We start from the raw sequence: 17,799 nt of genomic DNA on the forward strand, positions 1-17,799 counted from the left end.
TCACATTCCCTTTGCCAGTTTGCGTTTTTCATTCCACGCGGTGCTGCTGATGCTGACCAAAATGATCACGCCGCTGAAAACCTGATGCCAGTAAGATGAAATGCTCAGCAAGGTCATACCATTTTGCAGGAAGGCCAGCAGCATTACTCCCAGAATGGTGCCGGTCAGCGAGCCACGGCCGCCGGTCATGCTGGTGCCGCCTAATACCACCGCCGCCAGCACCGTCAGCTCATAACCCAGCAGGGAATTAGGCGCGACAGACTGGGTGATTTGCGCCTGAACCACGGCCGCTATACCCGCCAGCAATCCCATAAATCCGTATACATAAAAATGCAGTCGCAGGATGTTCAGGCCGAGACGCGACGCAGCGTCACGGTTGCTGCCCATGGCATAAATCTGGCGTCCCACGCGTGTGCGGTTCATCAACACGCCGGTGGCGATGATCACACCCAGCAAGCTAAGCAGCGGCAGAGTCAGGCCATAGTCGTAGCCGTCGGCGGCGGTAAAGGAGAACCAATTAATACCGTTCATAAACCAGTCGGGAAACCCGTATAACCAGGTGCCATTGGTGACATACACCAGCAGACCGTAAAACAGGTTTAACGTGGCAATGGTGATAATGATGGCCGGAACGCGCAGCCAGTACACCAGAAAACCGTTGACCAGCCCGAGCAGCAACCCGCTGCCCATCGACAGGGCAAATGCCAGTGGAAAGCTACCGCCGTGATGGATGATGTAACTGGCCATCACGTACTGACCGATTGAGGTGATGGCCGGGAAGGAGATGTCGATGCCCCCGGCAATTAACACCACAAACAGACCACAGGCCAGAATGGCGAGAATGGCGTAACTGGTGGCGACGTCAGTCAGATTACCAAGGGTCATAAATTCACTGGTGCCGACGCTTAAGCCAATCACCAGCAGCAGAATCAGTAATCCCAGCCAGAATTCGTGCTGGGAAAACAGTTTCGACAGAGATTTATTATCCATTAATCACCTCCGCAATCTGCGCTTCGCTGCTTTGGTGCGGCGCGAATTCCGCTACCAGTTCGCCTTTGCGCATCACCAGCACGCGATGACTGTTGTAATAGGCTTCCGGAATTTCATCGCAAATCATCAGCACCGCCATGCCAGATTCCGCCAAATCGCGTGCGATGCGATAAATTCCCTCTTTGTTGGCAATATCTACGCCGACGGTCGGCGAATCGAGGATCAGAATATGGGGTCGCGTTGCTACCCATTTGGCGATGGCGATCCGCTGCGCGTTACCACCGGAAAGGGTTTTAACGGGTAACTGGCTATCCGAGACTTTGATGTTCAAATCACGGATCAGGTCTCTTACCACCGCTGCAGCTTTCTGATGGTCCATTAATCCTGCGCCGGTGTGCAGCTTGTCGAAAATGGACACCAGCGTGTTGTCATAAATGGATTGCTCCATGATCAGACCCTGCGTCAGACGGTCTTCTGAAACATAAGCAATGCCGTGACGGATGGCGTCGCGGTTACTGTGGAATTGCACCACATTGCCGTTAACGCGGATTTCTCCGCTATCTGGTTGGCTCATGCCGAACAGGCTCAGACAGAGTTCCGTCCGGCCCGAACCGAGCAGGCCAATAATCGAGGTGATTTCACCCTGGCGCAGCGCCAGTGAAATATTCTGATACTGACCTTTGCGGCTTAGTTGGCTGACTTCAAGGAGTGGCGTTACGTTGGCTGGCGCACGATGCGGCAGATGACTGTAGGTAAAACGTTGTCCGGTCATCAGGAATGCCAGTTCATTACTGTCGAGTTCGCTGGCCGGATAGGTGCCAACCAGTTTGCCGTCGCGCATCACGCTGATGCGATCGGCCACTTCCATCACCTCATCAAGACGGTGGCTGACAAACACCACGCAGATACCGGCGGCTTTGAGCTCATTCACCACGCGCAACAGACCATTCACTTCAGTACGAGTCAGCGATGCGGTCGGTTCATCCATAATCACCAGACTGGCGTCAGCGGCGATAGCGCGGCATATGGCGACTAATTGGCGATCGGCGATCGACAGCTTTTCGACTTTACGATCCGGATCCAGAGAGACGCCGACCCGTTGCATCGCTGCCACTGCTTTTTTGCGCATTGCCTCGCGATGTACCCAAAAATCTCCGCCTGGTAAATAACGGTGAATGGCAATATTTTCGGCTACCGACAGATTGGGAAATAAAGACAAATCCTGATAAATAACCTGAATGCCGTAATACGAAGAGAGCTGCGGCGTCAGAGTATGAAATAGTTTTCCGTCCAGCGTAATGGCCGCGCCTTTTTCCGGCTGATAAACACCAGAAATGACTTTAATGATGGTACTTTTGCCACAGCCATTTTGACCAGCAAGGCAATGCACTTCGCCTTTATTTAACGTCAGGCTGACATTGTCTAATGCTAGTACGCCGGGAAATTTTTTGCTGATTCTTTCAAGGCTGATAAAGGCCTCATAAGGGGCAGGGGACGTATTAAGCGTATTCATCACCGATCCTTAAGCATATCCTTTGTAATTCCAGTGGGCATTGGCTGCGCAATTTAGAGCTAATCAATGGGTTATGTTTGCGCATTGGCCGCTTTGCCCTGCTGGAATTATTTAGGGTATAAATTTTCATGTCTGATTCGAGATCTAAATACGGCACAACATACAACGCCGTATTTATTTCTCTTAGCCTGGTGTGGCGCTGGAGATAATCTGTCTCCAGAAAATACCTGAATTAAAAAGCCTGATCAGAATCCAAGTGATTTCGCATTCTCTGGTGTCACTTCCAGAATTTTATTAAAGCGAATGACTTTTTTATCCATATCTACGTCAGCTTTCCCCAGCCCTTCGATAGTCAGATCTTTGGTGACTTCTTTACCCTGCAACAGCTGATCAGCGACCGTTACTAAGGCATAGCCGGCATCTTTTGGATCCCACAGCAGCGCTTTCTTAATATCACCGCGCATTAAATATGGAGCAGCTTGAGCGGGCATAGCGATACCAACAACGGCGATTTTATTTTTAGCGCGTTTCTGTTGAACCGCCTGACCCGCACCAATCGGGCCGAGCGAACCGAAACCGATAATCCCTTTCAGGTCGGGATAGGTCTTCATTAAATCCAATGTGGTGGAGTATGACTTATCAATATTTTCTGCCACCGGCAGGCGAGACGTTAATTCATGCATATCCGGGTACTTTTCTTTCTGATATTTGATCGCAGCATCCGCCCACGCGTTATGCAGCGGCACAGTCAGGGATCCGACATAAATGGCGTACCCTCCTTTGCTACCCATATCTTTTGCCAGTTCGTCCATATTGACTTCAGCATATTTCTGGCTGTCGATGGTTTCGATATCCCATTGACCAATTTGCTGGTCCGGCGATTCATGGGTTAATACCACGATGCCCTGGTCACGCGCTTTCTTTAATACCGGCTCCAATACTTTGGCATCGTTTGGCACCACGATGATGGCGTCGACTTTTTTAGCAATCAAATCTTCAATCACTTTGACTTGCTGGGCCGGGTCTGGAGTGGAGCCGCCGACTTGATAAGCGTTGACATCCAGTTTTTGCGCGGCTTCTTTCACGCCGACTTCCATGCGGGTAAACCATGGAATGCCGGTGACTTTGGCGACCACGGCAATATCGTAAGGCTTAGCGGCGAAAGAGGGTGTTGTGAATAACATGCATGCTGAAACCACACATGCACTGACTAATGCGAGGTTAAATTTCATTGCGATACCTTTCTTATGATGTTTTGCAGTAGGGAGCGGACGGTTGGTATTCAATTCACACTCAGAGATTAACTGAAGGAGACACCGGTTTTCGCATGATTGTGATCAAAATGTGAACAATGCCCAGTTTTGTTAAATTTAAAGATTACTTGTGTTAATAAAAAGTAAATAAACACTCCTCCCTTTCCCGGCATCCCGAATTTCAGAGGTGATGGGGTGTTTCTATTAACAATTTATTTCCAATAAAGTAACAAAAGAGAAATATTTGACCGCGTCGTATCTTTCTTGCAGCGAAGAAGGCGGTGCCAGAAATTTTATTTGCACGGAATGTGAACAGCAGCGCATTCCTGGCGATTTTAAGATTCCGCAAACGACGTTTCCCGACCGACGTCATTTTCATCCTCACCGGATATGAGCCTTGTCACAAAATACGTATGACGTTTTTAGCCCTCAAAAAGTAACGCTAAGAAGTGAGGGGCTGTTAAAGGCCCGTTGCAGCTTGTTAATGAATTTGTTAACGCAGATTAATGCATCAAACGCATCAACCCATGAGTTTATTGCGCTTATATAGTTTGTTTTGCTCATCCAGTCTGCAGAAGCAGGCGCTGTAAAAGCGCTAATGACAAACTGGAGATAAACATGCATTCCTCTAACCTACCCATGACGGCCCGAACCCGATGCAGTGCGATACTGCGGGTGACTTCTGGCAACTTTCTGGAACAATTCGATTTTTTCCTTTTCGGGTTTTATGCCACTTATATCGCCCATACTTTCTTTCCGGCCAGCAGTGAATTTGCTTCGCTGATGATGACCTTTGCGGTCTTTGGCGCAGGGTTTTTAATGCGTCCGGTCGGCGCGATTGTGCTGGGCGCGTATATTGATAAAGTCGGCAGACGTAAAGGGCTCATTGTTACCTTGTCGATCATGGCGGCGGGGACATTCCTGATTGTTCTCATTCCGTCTTATCAAACGATTGGGCTCTGGGCACCCTTTTTAGTGCTATGTGGTCGCTTACTGCAAGGCTTCTCAGCGGGTGCAGAGTTAGGCGGCGTATCCGTTTATCTGGCAGAAATTGCCACGCCCGGCCGTAAAGGTTTTTACACCAGCTGGCAATCTGGCAGCCAGCAAGTGGCCATTATGGTGGCAGCGGCCATGGGCTTTGCACTGAATACGGCTATGGAAGAAAGCACCCTTCGCGAGTGGGGATGGCGTTTGCCTTTCCTGTTCGGCTGCCTGATTGTTCCGTTCATTTTTGTTCTGCGCCGTAAACTGGAGGAGACCGAAGCGTTCACTGCTCGCCGCAACCACCTGGCGATGCGAGACGTGTTTAAAACGCTGTTAGCAAACTGGCAGGTGGTTATCGCCGGAATGTTGATGGTCGCCATGACCACCACCGCGTTTTATCTGATCACCGTATATGCCCCTACCTTTGGTAAAAAAGTGCTGATGCTGAGCGCTTCTGACAGCCTGCTGGTGACTCTGCTGGTTGCGGTATCAAACTTCTTCTGGCTACCGGTTGGGGGAGCCCTGTCAGACCGCTATGGCCGTAAGCCTGTATTGGTGACCATGGCGATGTTAGCGCTGATGACTGCCTATCCGGCACTTAACCTGCTTGCTGAAGCACCCAGCTTTTCCATGATGCTGACAGTGCTGTTGTGGCTCTCCTTCCTTTACGGTCTGTATAACGGCGCCATGATCCCGGCATTAACAGAGATTATGCCGGTAGAAGTGCGAGTTGCAGGCTTCTCTCTGGCCTACAGTCTGGCTACGGCTATTTTCGGTGGATTTACGCCAGTCATTTCAACTGCACTGATTGAGTACACCGGCGATAAAGCTTCACCCGGCTACTGGATGAGCTTTGCTGCGATTTGTGCATTACTGGCCACCCTCTATTTATACCGTCGCAGCGCGTTATCACTTCAAACCGCTGGTTAGTTCAGGAATAACATCATGCAAAAAATACATCGTTCACTTCTCATTACGCTGTTAGTGAGTTCCGTTAGTTTTTCAGCGGCGGCCAAAGATGTCACCGTTATGATTTCGGGCGGATTTAAAGCGGCGCTGGAAAAACTGGCCCCACAATTTGAAGCAAAAAGCGGCGACAAGATCATTTTGATCTCTGGCCCCTCGATGGGGAGAACGCCTCAGGCGATTCCAGCGCGCCTGGCGCGCGGGGAGAAGGCGGATGTGGTGATTATGGTCGGTGATGCGCTAAAAAACCTGGAGAAGGATAACTGGCTTCAGCCGGGCTCGCGCGTTGAGCTAGCCGACTCTTCAATTGGTATGGTCGTTAAAGAAGGTGAGCCTAAACTAAATATTAAAACGGATGCAGATCTGCGTAATGCCCTTTTGCAGGCCAAATCTATTGCTTATTCTGACAGTGCCAGCGGCCGCTATGTCAGCAGCCAACTGTTTAAAAAACTGGGAATAGAAGACCAGGTAAAAACAAAAGCGCATAGGGTAGAGCGCATTCCGGTGGCATCCGAAGTGGCTAAAGGCACTTATGCCGTCGGTTTCCAACAAGTGAGTGAATTGCTACCTGTGCCGGGCGTCACCTTTGTGGGTGAACTGCCTGAAGATGTGCAATACGTTACCCGCTTTGCCGGTGCGGTGACCGCCAAGGCAACAAACGGGCATGAGGGCAAAGCGTTACTCAACTTCCTCTCTTCGGCTGAGGCGCAAGATACTGTGCGCGCTACCGGATTGCGATCGGTGACGGCTGAACGGCCGGTTAAACAACACGATACTGTTCAGTGATCAGCTTCTCTAACTCAGCTGCAATGTAGGATTGCATACGGCCACTGCGCCTGATCAGGCCAACCGTACGCTTTACCACCGGCTCAGTGAGTGAAAGGTGTGTGAGTACTGAATGCTCTGACATCGGCATCGACATAGCGGGTACGGCAGCCATGCCGATACCCGCTTCAACCATACCTAGCATGGTGGTCACATGACGGGTTTCGCAGATACTGGGGCGCTCAGGAACGATGTGATCCAGCATCTTATCAAGTAGATGGCGGTTACCGGAGGTCTTATCCAGCTCAATGTAATCCTGCTGATAAAACTCTCGCCAGGTCAGGTTTTTTTTATTGGCTAATGGATGATCCCGCCTGCAGGCCGCCACGTAGACATCGCTCGTCAAGGGTATAAATTCGATAGTGGTTTGCAGATCTCTGGCAAAACAGATGCCAAAGTCTGCCTGACCACTGGCCACTGCTTCAATGACGTTTCCAGCGCTACTATCAATGATTTTCACACGCACCCGTGGATAGCGTGTCTGGAAACGGCGGATAACATCGGGCATAAAATAGTAGGCTGCCGAGGGCACAGTGGCAACGGTGACCAGCCCTATACGATCCTGACTCACCTTATTAATATCCGCTAATACCAGTTCAACATTCGCCAGCAGCTGGTCTGAGCGTTCAGCAAAGGTCCGTCCATACAGTGTCAACGTGACACGCCGGGTCGTTCTGTCGAACAACTTGATCCCTAACGCGGATTCCAGCTTTTCTATCCTACGACTCAATGCTGACTGTGAAAGGCAGATGGACTCAGCGGCAAGCCGAAAATTACTGTATTCAACCAGCGCACGGAAGGCATAAAGATCGTTGAGGTCAAAGTTTACAGGCATAGCAGCAGACAGTCCTTTGGAGCTAGCGGGTGTTCAAAGGGCAATGATAGCCACATTATTGATTACGGTAACCACGTCTTACCTACAAATGTTATTACTTCTCATGTTGGCAAATAATTTTGCCATGCAATGGTCATTATTTCCCCGCCAGCATTTCTGGCAGCGTGCTGCGTTGCCGGAACCACGCGGCAAAAAAGCCGACGATAATGCAAAACTCGGCAATATCTCCGCCGTAATACATCCACTGCGCAGCCTGCTGAATTTCTTCAGCGCTGGCTAAGGTTCCACGTGGGTATCCGAAGCCGTACATCAACTTCGCGAGAATAGCGTGAGCGGCAGTAGCAAAAAAAATTGCCGCCAGACGCACAGTTCTCGATGGACGGTGAGGCGCGGGATCGGGCCCGGCGACAGACCAGGTAAACAGGTAGCCGGAGAGGACAAAATGCAGATGCAGGAAAATAAACAGGGCAGGAATGGCCATGCTCAACGCATATAACGGAGTGAGATAAAGAAGATACATCCCGCCAATATCCAGCGAAGCAGCGGTAAATGGATGGATTAAAAAGCGTATCGGGCGGGTGCGGAGAATAGTCATCATAGCGCGCGCCCACTGTGCGGATAGAGTGCGTAATATCAGTGAGCCGGGCGCCCCAAACACCAATCCGAGAGGTCCAAACATTCCAAGAAACAGATGCTGCAACATATGACCGCGTAAGTCATGATGCGCCCAGTTAGCCAAAGGCGGCAGCATGGATGCCACGATCATGACGATGCCGGCGGTAAAGCTGGCCATGCGCCAGGCGCTCCAGTGGGCAACCCGCCGTAAACGGACAGCGGCGATCAAATAAAAAAAGAGAATGACAGCAGGAGCTATGACCAAAAGAATAAATAGCGCGACTGAATGGGGCATCGCCGCAGGATGCATCATGGGATCCACGGATCAAACTTCCGTTTTAGCGGATAGAGCAGACCGCGCGTGACGATAAATCAGCAAGCCTGCCACCAATAACAGCACAGCAGACAGATTCCAGATGAGGTCATAAAGCAGCACGTTATCAACATAGCGGATCTGATGCAGCCTGAGCAGCTTGTGATCAACAATTCCATCAAACAGTTGAAAAGCCCCCAAACCCACAATGAATCCTGCCCATGCTGCCGCGCGGTTGAGTTTTCCACGGCTTCGCAGGTCCGCAAACATGAAAAAACCAAGCACGAAAAGAATCAGCTCGCCTGCGTGCAATAATCCATCTGAAAGCAGGCTAAACGCGGGTGTGCCCCAGTCAAAGAAGTGATGCCAGGCCAGAATCTGATGAAATACCACTTCATCAATTGCCGCCATCATACCGATTCCCAATGGAAGGGTGGCTATGAATGAACGTTTCAGATCGGGTTGAGGACTGGAATTCAAAGTTGGCACTACGTTCTCCGGGTAAAAGTTAAATTTCACTTAAGAAGCGTAGATGATAATTCCCGCAGCCCGGCCAATTTACGCCAGCGTTATGTCGGGCAGGGCGCACGACATTACCGAAAGCGGTTTTTCAGAGATTCCGCTGAGATTGTGATGATAGCAATCAGGCCTTGAAGCGATGAGAAATTGTGACCAAAATATCCACTGGTCACTCATCGTTTACATCAGCTCACCGAGCAAAGTTGAAATATGACAGAGAAAAAAACTACCGCCGCCACGCGTGGGCCTTCCGACCACACCATCCGCGATCAGATTGTGGCTGCCGCCATGGAGTACTTTAGCCATTACGGCTTTGAGAAAACCACCGTATCCGATCTCGCGCGATCAATTGGCTTCTCAAAAGCCTACATTTACAAGTTTTTCGGTTCTAAGCAGGAAATCGGTGAAGTCATCTGCGCCAATTGCCTTACGGATATCACGGAAAGGCTGAACGCTGCGCTGGAGCAGTCACCTTCCGCCACGGAAAAAATAAAGCAGCTGTTTCAGACGCTTGCTGTGGCAGGCTGCGAGCTGTTCTTCCGCGAACGTCGGCTGTATGACATCGCCGCCGCTTCCTCGCGTGAGCACTGGCCTGCTGCTGTGCAATATGAGGATTCCCTGCGTGAAATCGTGCTCGCCATCCTGCGCGCAGGACGCACTGCCGGGGAATTTGAGCGTAAAACGCCGCTGGATGAAACGGCCGCCGCCGTCTATCTGGTACTCAGACCTCTTGCCGATCCACTTCAATTGCAATCCTCACTTGATACGGCCGGAGAAGATGCAAGCCAATTGGCTGCATTAGTACTTAGAAGTCTCGCTCCGTAGTTTGTGACCATTGACATAATTGGTCACTAGTCAGAGAATGGCGTCCTCATACTTCCCTTGAGTAAGGTAACCCATGCTCCGGCATCTCCCTTTGTTGTCCGTCATCTGCCTGCTGCCGGTCATTCTGACTGGTTGCGGCGAACCTCTATCAGCCGCTGACGATCCGCGCTCCCGGCCGCCACTCATCAGGACGGCGACCGTCGAGCCTGCGGCGGGTCAATCTCGCGTTTTTACCGGCATTGTGGCCGCACGTTTTCAGAGCGACCTGGGTTTTCGCGTGTCGGGCAAGGTGCTTGAGCGTCTGGTTGATAAGGGGCAAAGCGTCAAACGCGGCCAGCTGCTGATGAGGCTCGATCCGGCTGATCTCGCGCTGCAGGTCCGCGCTGCGGAGGGTGCGGTAAACGCCGCCCAGGCACGCGCGCGCCAGACCGGCGATGATGAGAAACGCTATCGTGGATTGGTGGGTTCTGGCGCGGTCTCTGCATCCTCTTACAGTCAAATACGTGCAGCGGCAGATGCCGCGCGTGCCGATCTGAGCGCCGCGCAGGCGCAGGCACGCGTGGCGCTCAACGCCTCGCAATATGCCGTACTGAGTGCTGATGCCGATGGCGTGGTGGTGGATACGTTGGCCGACCCAGGTCAGGTGGTTAGCGCCGGTCAAACGGTTGTGCGCCTCGCCCGCGCCGGTCAGCGTGAGGCGATGGTCAGTCTGCCGGAGACATTGCGCCCGCAGGTGGGATCGCCGGCTACAGCCATCCTGTATGGCAGTGGGATCGAGAATGATGCCAGGCTGCGCGAGTTGTCAGATTCGGCGGATGCAGCAACCCGCACCTACGAAGCACGCTATGTGCTGAGCGGTGCCGCAGCCGGTGCTCCGCTGGGTTCAACCGTAACCCTGCGTATCCCGGAATCTGCGGCGACGCCAGAATCCTGGTCAGTACCGCTCAGTGCGGTGTGGGATGCGGGACGTGGTGCTGGCGTCTGGCTGGTGGAAGGCAAACCCGCCAAAGTCACCTGGCGTGCCGTGACGCTGCTCGGCATCAGCGACGACAGTGCGCGCGTGTCGGGTCCGCTTCAGAGCGGGGAACAGGTAGCCGCGCTGGGCGCACACCTGCTGCATGAAGGTGAAGCCGTCCGCATCGGAATGCCTGGGTCGCAAGGAGCCACGCCATGAGCCGCAACCGCTTTAACCTCTCGGCGCTGGCGGTGCGTGAACGATCGGTCACGCTGTTCCTGATCATTCTCGTTACGGTCGCTGGCGTAGTGGCTTTTCTGGGTCTGGGAAGAGCGGAAGATCCCCCGTTTACCGTCAAGCAGCTGACGGTGATCACCGCCTGGCCTGGCGCCACCGCGCAGGAGATGCAGGATCAGGTGGCTGAGCCGCTGGAGAAGCGGCTGCAGGAGCTGAAGTGGTATGACCGCACCGAGACCTATACTCGTCCCGGAATGGCATACACCATGCTTTCCCTACAGGACAGCACGCCACCTTCTGAAGTGCAGGAGCAGTTTTACCAGGCACGCAAAAAGCTCAGCGATGAGGCGCGCAACCTGCCGGCGGGTGTGATCGGGCCGATGGTTAACGATGAATTCTCGGATGTGGTTTTTGCCCTCTATGCACTGAAAGCAAAGGGTGAACCGCAGCGATTTCTGTCTCGTGATGCCGAAAAACTTCGTCAGCAGCTGCTACACGTTGCGGGCGTAAAAAAAGTCACCATTACCGGCGAGCAGGCAGAACGTATTTATGTCTCCTTTTCCAGCGATCGCCTCGCTACGCTGGGCATTACACCGGAACAGATATTTAACGCCCTGAACGGGCAAAATGCCCTGTCACCCGCCGGTTCGATACAAACGCGCGGGCCCGAGGTGTTTATCCGCCTCGACGGTGCGCTGGATACGCTCGAAAAAATCCGCAACACACCGGTCGTCTCCGGTAATCACACGCTACGGCTTGTCGACGTGGCCAAGGTCGAACGTGGCTATGTCGATCCGCCCGATTTTCTCATCCGTAATGAGGGTGAACCTGCACTGATGTTGAGCGTGGTAATGAGGGAAGGCTGGAACGGTCTTGAGCTGGGTAAGGCGCTGGAACAAGAGGTCCGAAATATAAATAGCGACATGCCGCTGGGCATGACGCTCACCAACGTTTCCGACCAGGCGGTTAACATCAGTTCGGCTGTCGATGAGTTCATGGTGAAGTTCTTCGTGGCTCTGCTGGTGGTGATGGTGGTGTGCTTTGTCAGCATGGGCTGGCGCGTTGGCATCGTGGTTGCTGCCGCGGTTCCGCTGACGCTTGCCGTGGTATTTGTGGTGATGGCCGCCACGGGAAAAAACTTTGACCGCATCACGCTGGGTTCACTTATCCTCGCACTGGGTTTACTGGTTGATGACGCCATCATTGCGATAGAGATGATGGTGGTGAAAATGGAAGAGGGCTATGACCGCATCAAAGCATCGGCCTACGCCTGGAGCCATACAGCCGCGCCGATGCTGGCCGGCACGCTGGTAACCGCGATCGGCTTCATGCCCAACGGCTTTGCGCAGTCCACCGCCGGTGAATACACCAGCAATATGTTCTGGATCGTGGGGATTGCCCTGATTGCCTCGTGGGTGGTGGCAGTATTGTTTACCCCTTATCTGGGCGTGAAGATGCTGCCCGACATCAAGCCGGTAGTCGGTGGCCACGCGGCAATCTATAACACCCGCCATTACAATCGCTTCAGACGACTGCTAACCAAAGTCATCGCGCATAAGTGGTGGGTGGCAGGCGCGGTGATTAGCTGCTTTGTGCTGGCCATCATGGGCATGGGGCTGGTGAAAAAACAGTTCTTCCCAACCTCCGATCGTCCTGAGGTGCTGGTTGAAGTGCAAATGCCTTACGGCACCTCAATAGAGCAGACCAGCCAGACCACGGCGCGAATTGAGCACTGGCTGAAAAAGCAAAAAGAAACCCGCACGGTAACCGCGTATATCGGGCAGGGTGCGCCGCGTTTCTATCTGGCGATGGCCCCGGAATTGCCGGATCCCTCTTTTGCCAAAATCGTGGTGCTGACCAACGGCGAGCACGATCGCGATGCGCTGAAGCAGCGTCTGCGACAAGCGGCAGCAGATGGGCTCGCGCCTGAAGCGCAGGTGCGCGTAACACAGCTGGTTTTCGGTCCCTATTCGCCTTATCCGGTCGCTTACCGGGTGATGGGTCCCGATCCAGACGTACTGCGCCAGCTGGCCGCGAAAGTGAAAGTACTGATGCAGGCCAGCCCGATGATGCGTACCGTCAACACCGACTGGGGTTCACGCGTGCCGGTAATGCATTTCAGGCTGGATCAGGATCGGCTGCAGGCGATGGGGCTAACGCCTGCCGGAGCGGCTCGTCAACTGCAGTTCCTACTGAGCGGGGCATCTATCACGGCGATTCGTGAAGATATCCGATCTGTGGAAGTGGTTGGTCGTGCAGCCGGAGAGGTGCGCCTCGATCCCGCGCGCCTTGACGCTCTGACGTTAGCCGGAGCCGATGGGCAGCGCATTCCACTCTCGCAACTCGGTGAAATCGACATCCGCATGGAAGATCCGCTGCTGCGCCGCCGCGACAGAACGCCAACCATAACGGTGCGCGGCGATATTGCTGACGGATTGCAGCCACCGGATGTCTCAAGTGCGTTGAGCCGGGAACTTCAGCCATTAATCGCGTCACTGCCGCCGGGGTACCGTATTGAACAGGCGGGCTCGATTGAGGAGTCGGGTAAAGCGACTAAAGCGATGCTGCCGCTGTTCCCAATTATGATTGCCCTGACGCTGCTGATCATCATCCTGCAGGTGCGTTCCATGGCAGCGATGGTGATGGTTTTTCTGACCGCGCCGCTCGGGCTGGTTGGCGTTGTGCCCATGCTGCTGCTATTCCAGCAGCCCTTTGGCATCAATGCACTGGTTGGGCTGATCGCGCTGTCAGGGATTCTGATGCGAAATACGCTGATCCTGATCGGACAAATTCATCAGAATGAGCGGGAAGGCCACGATCCTTTCAAGGCTATCGTTGAGGCAACGGTGCAGCGCGCCCGGCCGGTTCTGCTGACAGCGCTAGCGGCGATTCTGGCATTTATTCCACTGACGCACTCCGTGTTCTGGGGCACGCTGGCTTACACGCTGATTGGCGGGACGCTGGGCGGCACTATTATGACGCTGGTGTTTTTACCGGCGATGTATGCCATCTGGTTCCGTGTCAGGTAGGCTAATGCTGAAAAAAATCCCCGCCTGGAGCGGGGAAGGAAGTATGAACAATATGCAAAGACTCTCGCACGCTGTGCGTGCTGTGTGTAACCTTCGTACCAAGTATGAAGCGATAAAAGAGTAGTAGCAGTATTTAACGCCTGCAACTCAGGTCCACAAATAAAAATGAAAAGGCTCGGGCACGAGGCCTTTATCACTTCAATCATCACAGTAATGGTCTGGTAGACAGTCCTGAAATCACTGCCTGGCTTCGTTTATCCTCGTCAGTAAAACCCGAGCGTTACTTATCAACGTGGTCTTTTAAAAATGAGAAATCGATTAATAAATGGCATTTATTTGGAATGGCCAAATAAAAATTATCAATATTCTTGATGATTGAGTCCATAAATAACCGAAGCGGTTTCATTTTGATAAAGATGCAATTTAAATGACTGTAATAGGAGCTAAAATAAAAAAATATAACCCGTGCATTTTTTTTAATCTCCTATAAATTGACCCAGCGGTACTCTCCGCACGTAACGAATGATGCTTTGCATCGCCTCTGAAAGCGTTAGAGATTTCCACTTTCAGAGGTCATTTTTTCCTGCCATAAAAGTCCAATCCTTTTTACTTGCCCTATCTCATATTAAATATTCATCAATTCACGCCAATAAAGCTGTACAACATTGCGATCATTGTATAAGTTTACTGCATGACGATCTGATTAAATTATGAACACGTGAGGTTTCCTTGCAACAGAACCTGGGAAAATGCCATTCAGTAAATGATATTGCAGCGTTTTTCAGCCGCATCTCTCTCTCTTCTCAACACTAAATGTTGAACAGAGAGTGATATGAAAAATCACCATGAACAAAAGTTGAGTGATCTTCTCATCGGCGAGGCGGTAATAGCATTGCTGCGCGAAAAAGCCGGCATCTCGCGACGTGCGCTCCTCTCGAAACTTGAATGGATGCTGAAAGCCGAAAAGGATGAAGAACGCGCGCGCGCAATACTTCTCGCTATGCAGGATGTTAAGAAAGAAATTGCCGAGAGTGAATCCCCTAAAGTTGAAGACCGGGAGCACATGGCAAATTTTGATATAGACAAATTCGGTAATGACGACTCAACCCGACATTAACGCCGGCTAAGGGCTTAAGTGCGTGGAAGAGAGACAAAAATGCGCAACTCAGTAAGGATATTTTATGCAGCAGAATACTATCGAGTCAGACCTGCAGAGTTATTTACACAGCACCGGTGACCAGTATGCACAGGAAAAAGAAGTCATTGGTATCATCGTAAAGTCATTGATCGCAGAGAGAGGAAGAGTGACGAACAAGGCCATCATCATGAGTCTGATAGCGGAGCTGGAGAGTGCGACAGATATTGAGCAACTCGATGTGCTGCGCAACTGCCTTGAAATCGTTGTAGGCCGTACGCCTAATGATGATGATTAATAAAACAAACTATTCTATTTGCCTATCAGCGGGGAGAGTTGTGTCAATTCCCCGCTTTTCTGACCGCTACATCCATATTAAAAATACTGATCCTCATGTCCCTGAGACTTTACTCACCAGTAAAAAAATGCCCAACGTTCTTCTTCACCCGGAGTAAAGCCCACCACCATCTTCAACGCGTTGAGTAACGCGTCAAGTTGCAACGGGTCCGTGGTATTTTCAATTTCCGAGATGAAGTACAAAATAATGGCGCTATTGGAGACACTCTTACCCTGACTCTCAAGCGTCTGGATGGCGGAGTCAATCAGTGTCTTCTCCGCAGAAAGGTTGTCACCTGCGTTTTGGAGATAGTCAGTAATGTCTATTTCGCGGGACGTTTGCTGTGCGCTTTGTTGCATTTTCTCTCCTTGTGATCAGATATTTCTGCGGCAACGTTTGAAAGATGTTTACGCTATTGCGTTGGGTGTTGGCTAAACAAACCCATGCTTTCTGGGCTATTTACCCAGTTAAAAGTCATTCAAAACTAAATTTAGCGCATATTTCTGTTATGGCACGCCTTTCATGGATAAAAATCCATTAATGAGCGGTTTAAAGCCTGAATCCCTTCGACGGGATCGTGACTGGCTTATCTCGCCAACAGATAAAACTTAGCGATCAAACAGCATGCCGATTAATGTCTGATAATGGCGTTCTTCTTCTTGAGTGGCTGCGACTTCGAGACGTCTTAACAGTTTAGTGCAGATAGCCTTACGATTAAGGTTCTTGCCTGCCCGAAGGATTTCGACAACAATTTGACCTAGCGTTTCTTGCTGAGTTGGCGCGCTTGCTTTGCTAAAATAATGTGCAATATCGCTGGCTGTATCGGGAAATTTAGAAACACTCTGACGCATGCGAACCTCGTAAAAGTTGGGATAGTCGATTCTGTCTGAACATAAAGTTAGACAATCTTTTAAAACTTGTACAGGATTAATTTATCTGTACAGATTTTCTTTTCAAGCAAAAGATGCTTATCCTTTTTATTCAGGTAGTTATGTTTGGTTGTAAGATCAGCTGTCGGGTTCTGGTTGTTGAAGATAAGGGTAAATTTGTACAAAGAGAGAGGAGGCGATTAACTGGAGGAGGGGGTATTGAAAGGTTCAGGGAATGAAGTCTGTTTAACTCACTTACTTATCGACATAATGCGGAGCGCCCTGAGGCGCATCCTTAACCTGAATCAACGTTAGTCACCCATTAACGATCATTGTTGATAGCGCGTAAATGTCTGGATGCTGAAAGCCAACGTAGCTCTTCGCGGTTTCGTGGGGAGGTTTCGACAAAGGCTTTTAGCCAGCGTCTGGCGTCGGCTATCTGAGCAAGTCTATTGTCGCTGGCATCGCCTTCGGCCATGGTGCCCAACTCAATGATGAGGGAGTGAATGTTGATTTCCTTCTGACTCACAGCAAGATTAATCACTGCCTCGCCAATAATGATATGGCCTTGTTCTTCGTCATGAAATAACACTGCGTTTCCTCCAATATTTTCGATTACCGTAAGAATAGTGTAGTAACAAACGTCCTTAAGGTCTTTAAGATTGTTTAGAGATTTCGGTTTATCAAATTATGCATGTTAATGTTGCTGCTCAACTTGCTGATAATTATCTTAAATTATGCCAGATGTAAACGCATTGCTTAATGATAAAGAAAAGTCTCAAATTTCGAGGGAAAATAATGAAATCGTTTTCAAGACAAAACTTGCCTCAATTAATGAAGATTTTGATACGTAATTTGGGAATGGGAAATGAATATTGCCAAATGACCGGTGGGGATTAATTAAGGAAGGGGAGAGTGTCGTCCCTGACATTTTCTCCAGCCGGTACACGTTAAACGCGACCGTTGAGGTCATCTTCGTCGTCGTCTTCCGGCCAGAGCCGGACTACGTCCTTAGGCGTCAGTTCGTTTCGTCGTTCAAGCCTGCAAGCGTCTGCAGGTAAGGCACATTATGGACAGCGCGATCGGGCTCTTCGAAACTCTTCAACCATTTTGTGGCTTCAGAAATATCAGACAACCTTGCCTTGCTGCCGCCTGCATTTGCCATATGTTCCAGTTCGTCAATCAGCGATTTTACGCTGACAACTCTCTGTCCCAAGGCAATACTCAGTGCCGCTTCGCCAATAATGACGTAGCCTTTCCCGTCGTGTTGAAAAGACATTAACCATCCTCCATTTTCACGTTTATGACAACCTCGACTTAAACTGTAGGCGCTATGACGGATTTAGCTAAAGGTTAATTCCTAAAAGTCATGAAATCTTAGATTTATATATTTTCTAAGTGACTGTTCACTGCCGTTATTAGGTGCTAATGCAGGGTGATATTATGTACAACTTTGCATGAAAGAGGTTTAATGTTAAAGGCGTTAAGCGCTTTTCAATGATGGATATTAACTCGGTGAAATAATGGGAAGGCACTACAAAAAGGGCTGATATATTTAATTCTAAAGTAATCCGTGAACAGCTGTATAAATATGAAAGC

17 protein-coding genes are annotated in these 17,799 nt (G+C 50.8%); 7 read left to right on the forward strand and 10 right to left on the reverse strand.

Going from position 1 to position 17,799, the window contains the following annotated elements; genetic code table 11:
* The 3 genes from PZBJ_RS03585 to PZBJ_RS03595 form a co-directional block, all read right to left on the reverse strand.
* A complete protein-coding gene (locus tag PZBJ_RS03585; RefSeq protein WP_101761228.1) occupies nt 1–990 on the reverse strand; it encodes an ABC transporter permease in 990 nt (329 codons plus the stop codon).
* Nucleotides 983–2,503, reverse strand: coding sequence for a sugar ABC transporter ATP-binding protein (locus PZBJ_RS03590; protein ID WP_101761229.1), 1,521 nt, complete (start codon nt 2,501–2,503; stop codon nt 983–985). The genes PZBJ_RS03585 and PZBJ_RS03590 overlap by 8 nt, the downstream gene beginning before the upstream one ends.
* A 245-nt stretch (nt 2,504–2,748) precedes the next feature.
* Nucleotides 2,749–3,735, reverse strand: coding sequence for an autoinducer 2 ABC transporter substrate-binding protein (locus PZBJ_RS03595; protein ID WP_101761230.1), 987 nt, complete (start codon nt 3,733–3,735; stop codon nt 2,749–2,751).
* Between the two features lie 639 nt (nt 3,736–4,374).
* Here PZBJ_RS03595 and tcuC point away from each other — a divergent pair.
* The gene (gene tcuC, locus PZBJ_RS03600; protein ID WP_146001283.1) at nt 4,375–5,670 is read left to right on the forward strand and encodes an MFS transporter; all 1,296 of its coding nucleotides are present in this window, start codon (nt 4,375–4,377) and stop codon (nt 5,668–5,670) included.
* A gap of 15 nt (nt 5,671–5,685) precedes the next feature.
* Nucleotides 5,686–6,492, forward strand: coding sequence for a substrate-binding domain-containing protein (locus tag PZBJ_RS03605; RefSeq protein ID WP_101761232.1), 807 nt, complete (start codon nt 5,686–5,688; stop codon nt 6,490–6,492).
* Here the strand turns inward: PZBJ_RS03605 and psrA are convergent.
* From psrA to PZBJ_RS03620, 3 genes are all read right to left on the reverse strand, one after another.
* On the reverse strand, nt 6,467–7,366 hold the full coding sequence (gene psrA / locus PZBJ_RS03610) for an L-proline-binding transcription factor PsrA (RefSeq protein ID WP_101761233.1): 900 nt from the start codon (nt 7,364–7,366) through the stop codon (nt 6,467–6,469). The genes PZBJ_RS03605 and psrA overlap by 26 nt on opposite strands.
* Before the next feature lie 136 nt (nt 7,367–7,502).
* Nucleotides 7,503–8,294 (reverse strand): cytochrome c oxidase assembly protein, encoded by a 792-nt coding sequence (locus PZBJ_RS03615; protein ID WP_240632871.1) that lies wholly within the window; start codon nt 8,292–8,294, stop codon nt 7,503–7,505.
* A 12-nt stretch (nt 8,295–8,306) separates the two neighbouring features.
* The gene (locus tag PZBJ_RS03620) at nt 8,307–8,783 is read right to left on the reverse strand and encodes a DUF2243 domain-containing protein (protein ID WP_206098192.1); all 477 of its coding nucleotides are present in this window, start codon (nt 8,781–8,783) and stop codon (nt 8,307–8,309) included.
* Nucleotides 8,784–9,023: 240 nt separating this feature from the next.
* On the opposite strand from PZBJ_RS03620, the gene PZBJ_RS03625 reads away from it, so the two are divergent.
* From PZBJ_RS03625 to PZBJ_RS03645, 5 genes are all read left to right on the forward strand, one after another.
* On the forward strand, nt 9,024–9,638 hold the full coding sequence (locus PZBJ_RS03625) for a TetR/AcrR family transcriptional regulator (protein ID WP_101761235.1): 615 nt from the start codon (nt 9,024–9,026) through the stop codon (nt 9,636–9,638).
* A gap of 73 nt (nt 9,639–9,711) precedes the next feature.
* Nucleotides 9,712–10,812, forward strand: coding sequence for an efflux RND transporter periplasmic adaptor subunit (locus PZBJ_RS03630; protein ID WP_101761236.1), 1,101 nt, complete (start codon nt 9,712–9,714; stop codon nt 10,810–10,812).
* The gene (locus tag PZBJ_RS03635; protein WP_101761237.1) at nt 10,809–13,859 is read left to right on the forward strand and encodes an efflux RND transporter permease subunit; all 3,051 of its coding nucleotides are present in this window, start codon (nt 10,809–10,811) and stop codon (nt 13,857–13,859) included. Before PZBJ_RS03630 ends, PZBJ_RS03635 begins: the two co-directional genes overlap by 4 nt.
* Nucleotides 13,860–14,691: 832 nt before the next feature.
* Complete coding sequence (locus tag PZBJ_RS03640) at nt 14,692–14,976, forward strand: hypothetical protein (protein ID WP_101761238.1); 285 nt, start codon at nt 14,692–14,694, stop codon at nt 14,974–14,976.
* A 64-nt stretch (nt 14,977–15,040) separates the two neighbouring features.
* Nucleotides 15,041–15,292: a biofilm development regulator YmgB/AriR family protein gene (locus PZBJ_RS03645; RefSeq protein ID WP_101761239.1), complete on the forward strand. Its 252-nt coding sequence runs from the start codon at nt 15,041–15,043 to the stop codon at nt 15,290–15,292.
* Between the two features lie 113 nt (nt 15,293–15,405).
* On the opposite strand, the gene PZBJ_RS03650 is transcribed toward PZBJ_RS03645, so the two are convergent.
* The 4 genes from PZBJ_RS03650 to PZBJ_RS03665 all read right to left on the reverse strand — a co-directional run bounded on the left by PZBJ_RS03650 (nt 15,406) and on the right by PZBJ_RS03665 (nt 17,479).
* Entirely contained in the window at nt 15,406–15,690 is a 285-nt protein-coding gene (locus PZBJ_RS03650; RefSeq protein ID WP_101761240.1) for a biofilm development regulator YmgB/AriR family protein, read from the reverse strand.
* A gap of 249 nt (nt 15,691–15,939) precedes the next feature.
* On the reverse strand, nt 15,940–16,182 hold the full coding sequence (ycgZ, locus tag PZBJ_RS03655) for a regulatory protein YcgZ (RefSeq protein ID WP_101761241.1): 243 nt from the start codon (nt 16,180–16,182) through the stop codon (nt 15,940–15,942).
* 340 nt (nt 16,183–16,522) lie between these two features.
* Nucleotides 16,523–16,792: a hypothetical protein gene (locus tag PZBJ_RS03660; protein ID WP_101761242.1), complete on the reverse strand. Its 270-nt coding sequence runs from the start codon at nt 16,790–16,792 to the stop codon at nt 16,523–16,525.
* A 426-nt stretch (nt 16,793–17,218) separates the two neighbouring features.
* A complete protein-coding gene (locus PZBJ_RS03665) occupies nt 17,219–17,479 on the reverse strand; it encodes a hypothetical protein (protein WP_101761243.1) in 261 nt (86 codons plus the stop codon).
* Nucleotides 17,480–17,799: the final 320 nt, after the last annotated feature.

This window comes from Pantoea endophytica, from assembly GCF_002858935.1.
Classification (GTDB): domain Bacteria; phylum Pseudomonadota; class Gammaproteobacteria; order Enterobacterales; family Enterobacteriaceae; genus Pantoea; species Pantoea leporis.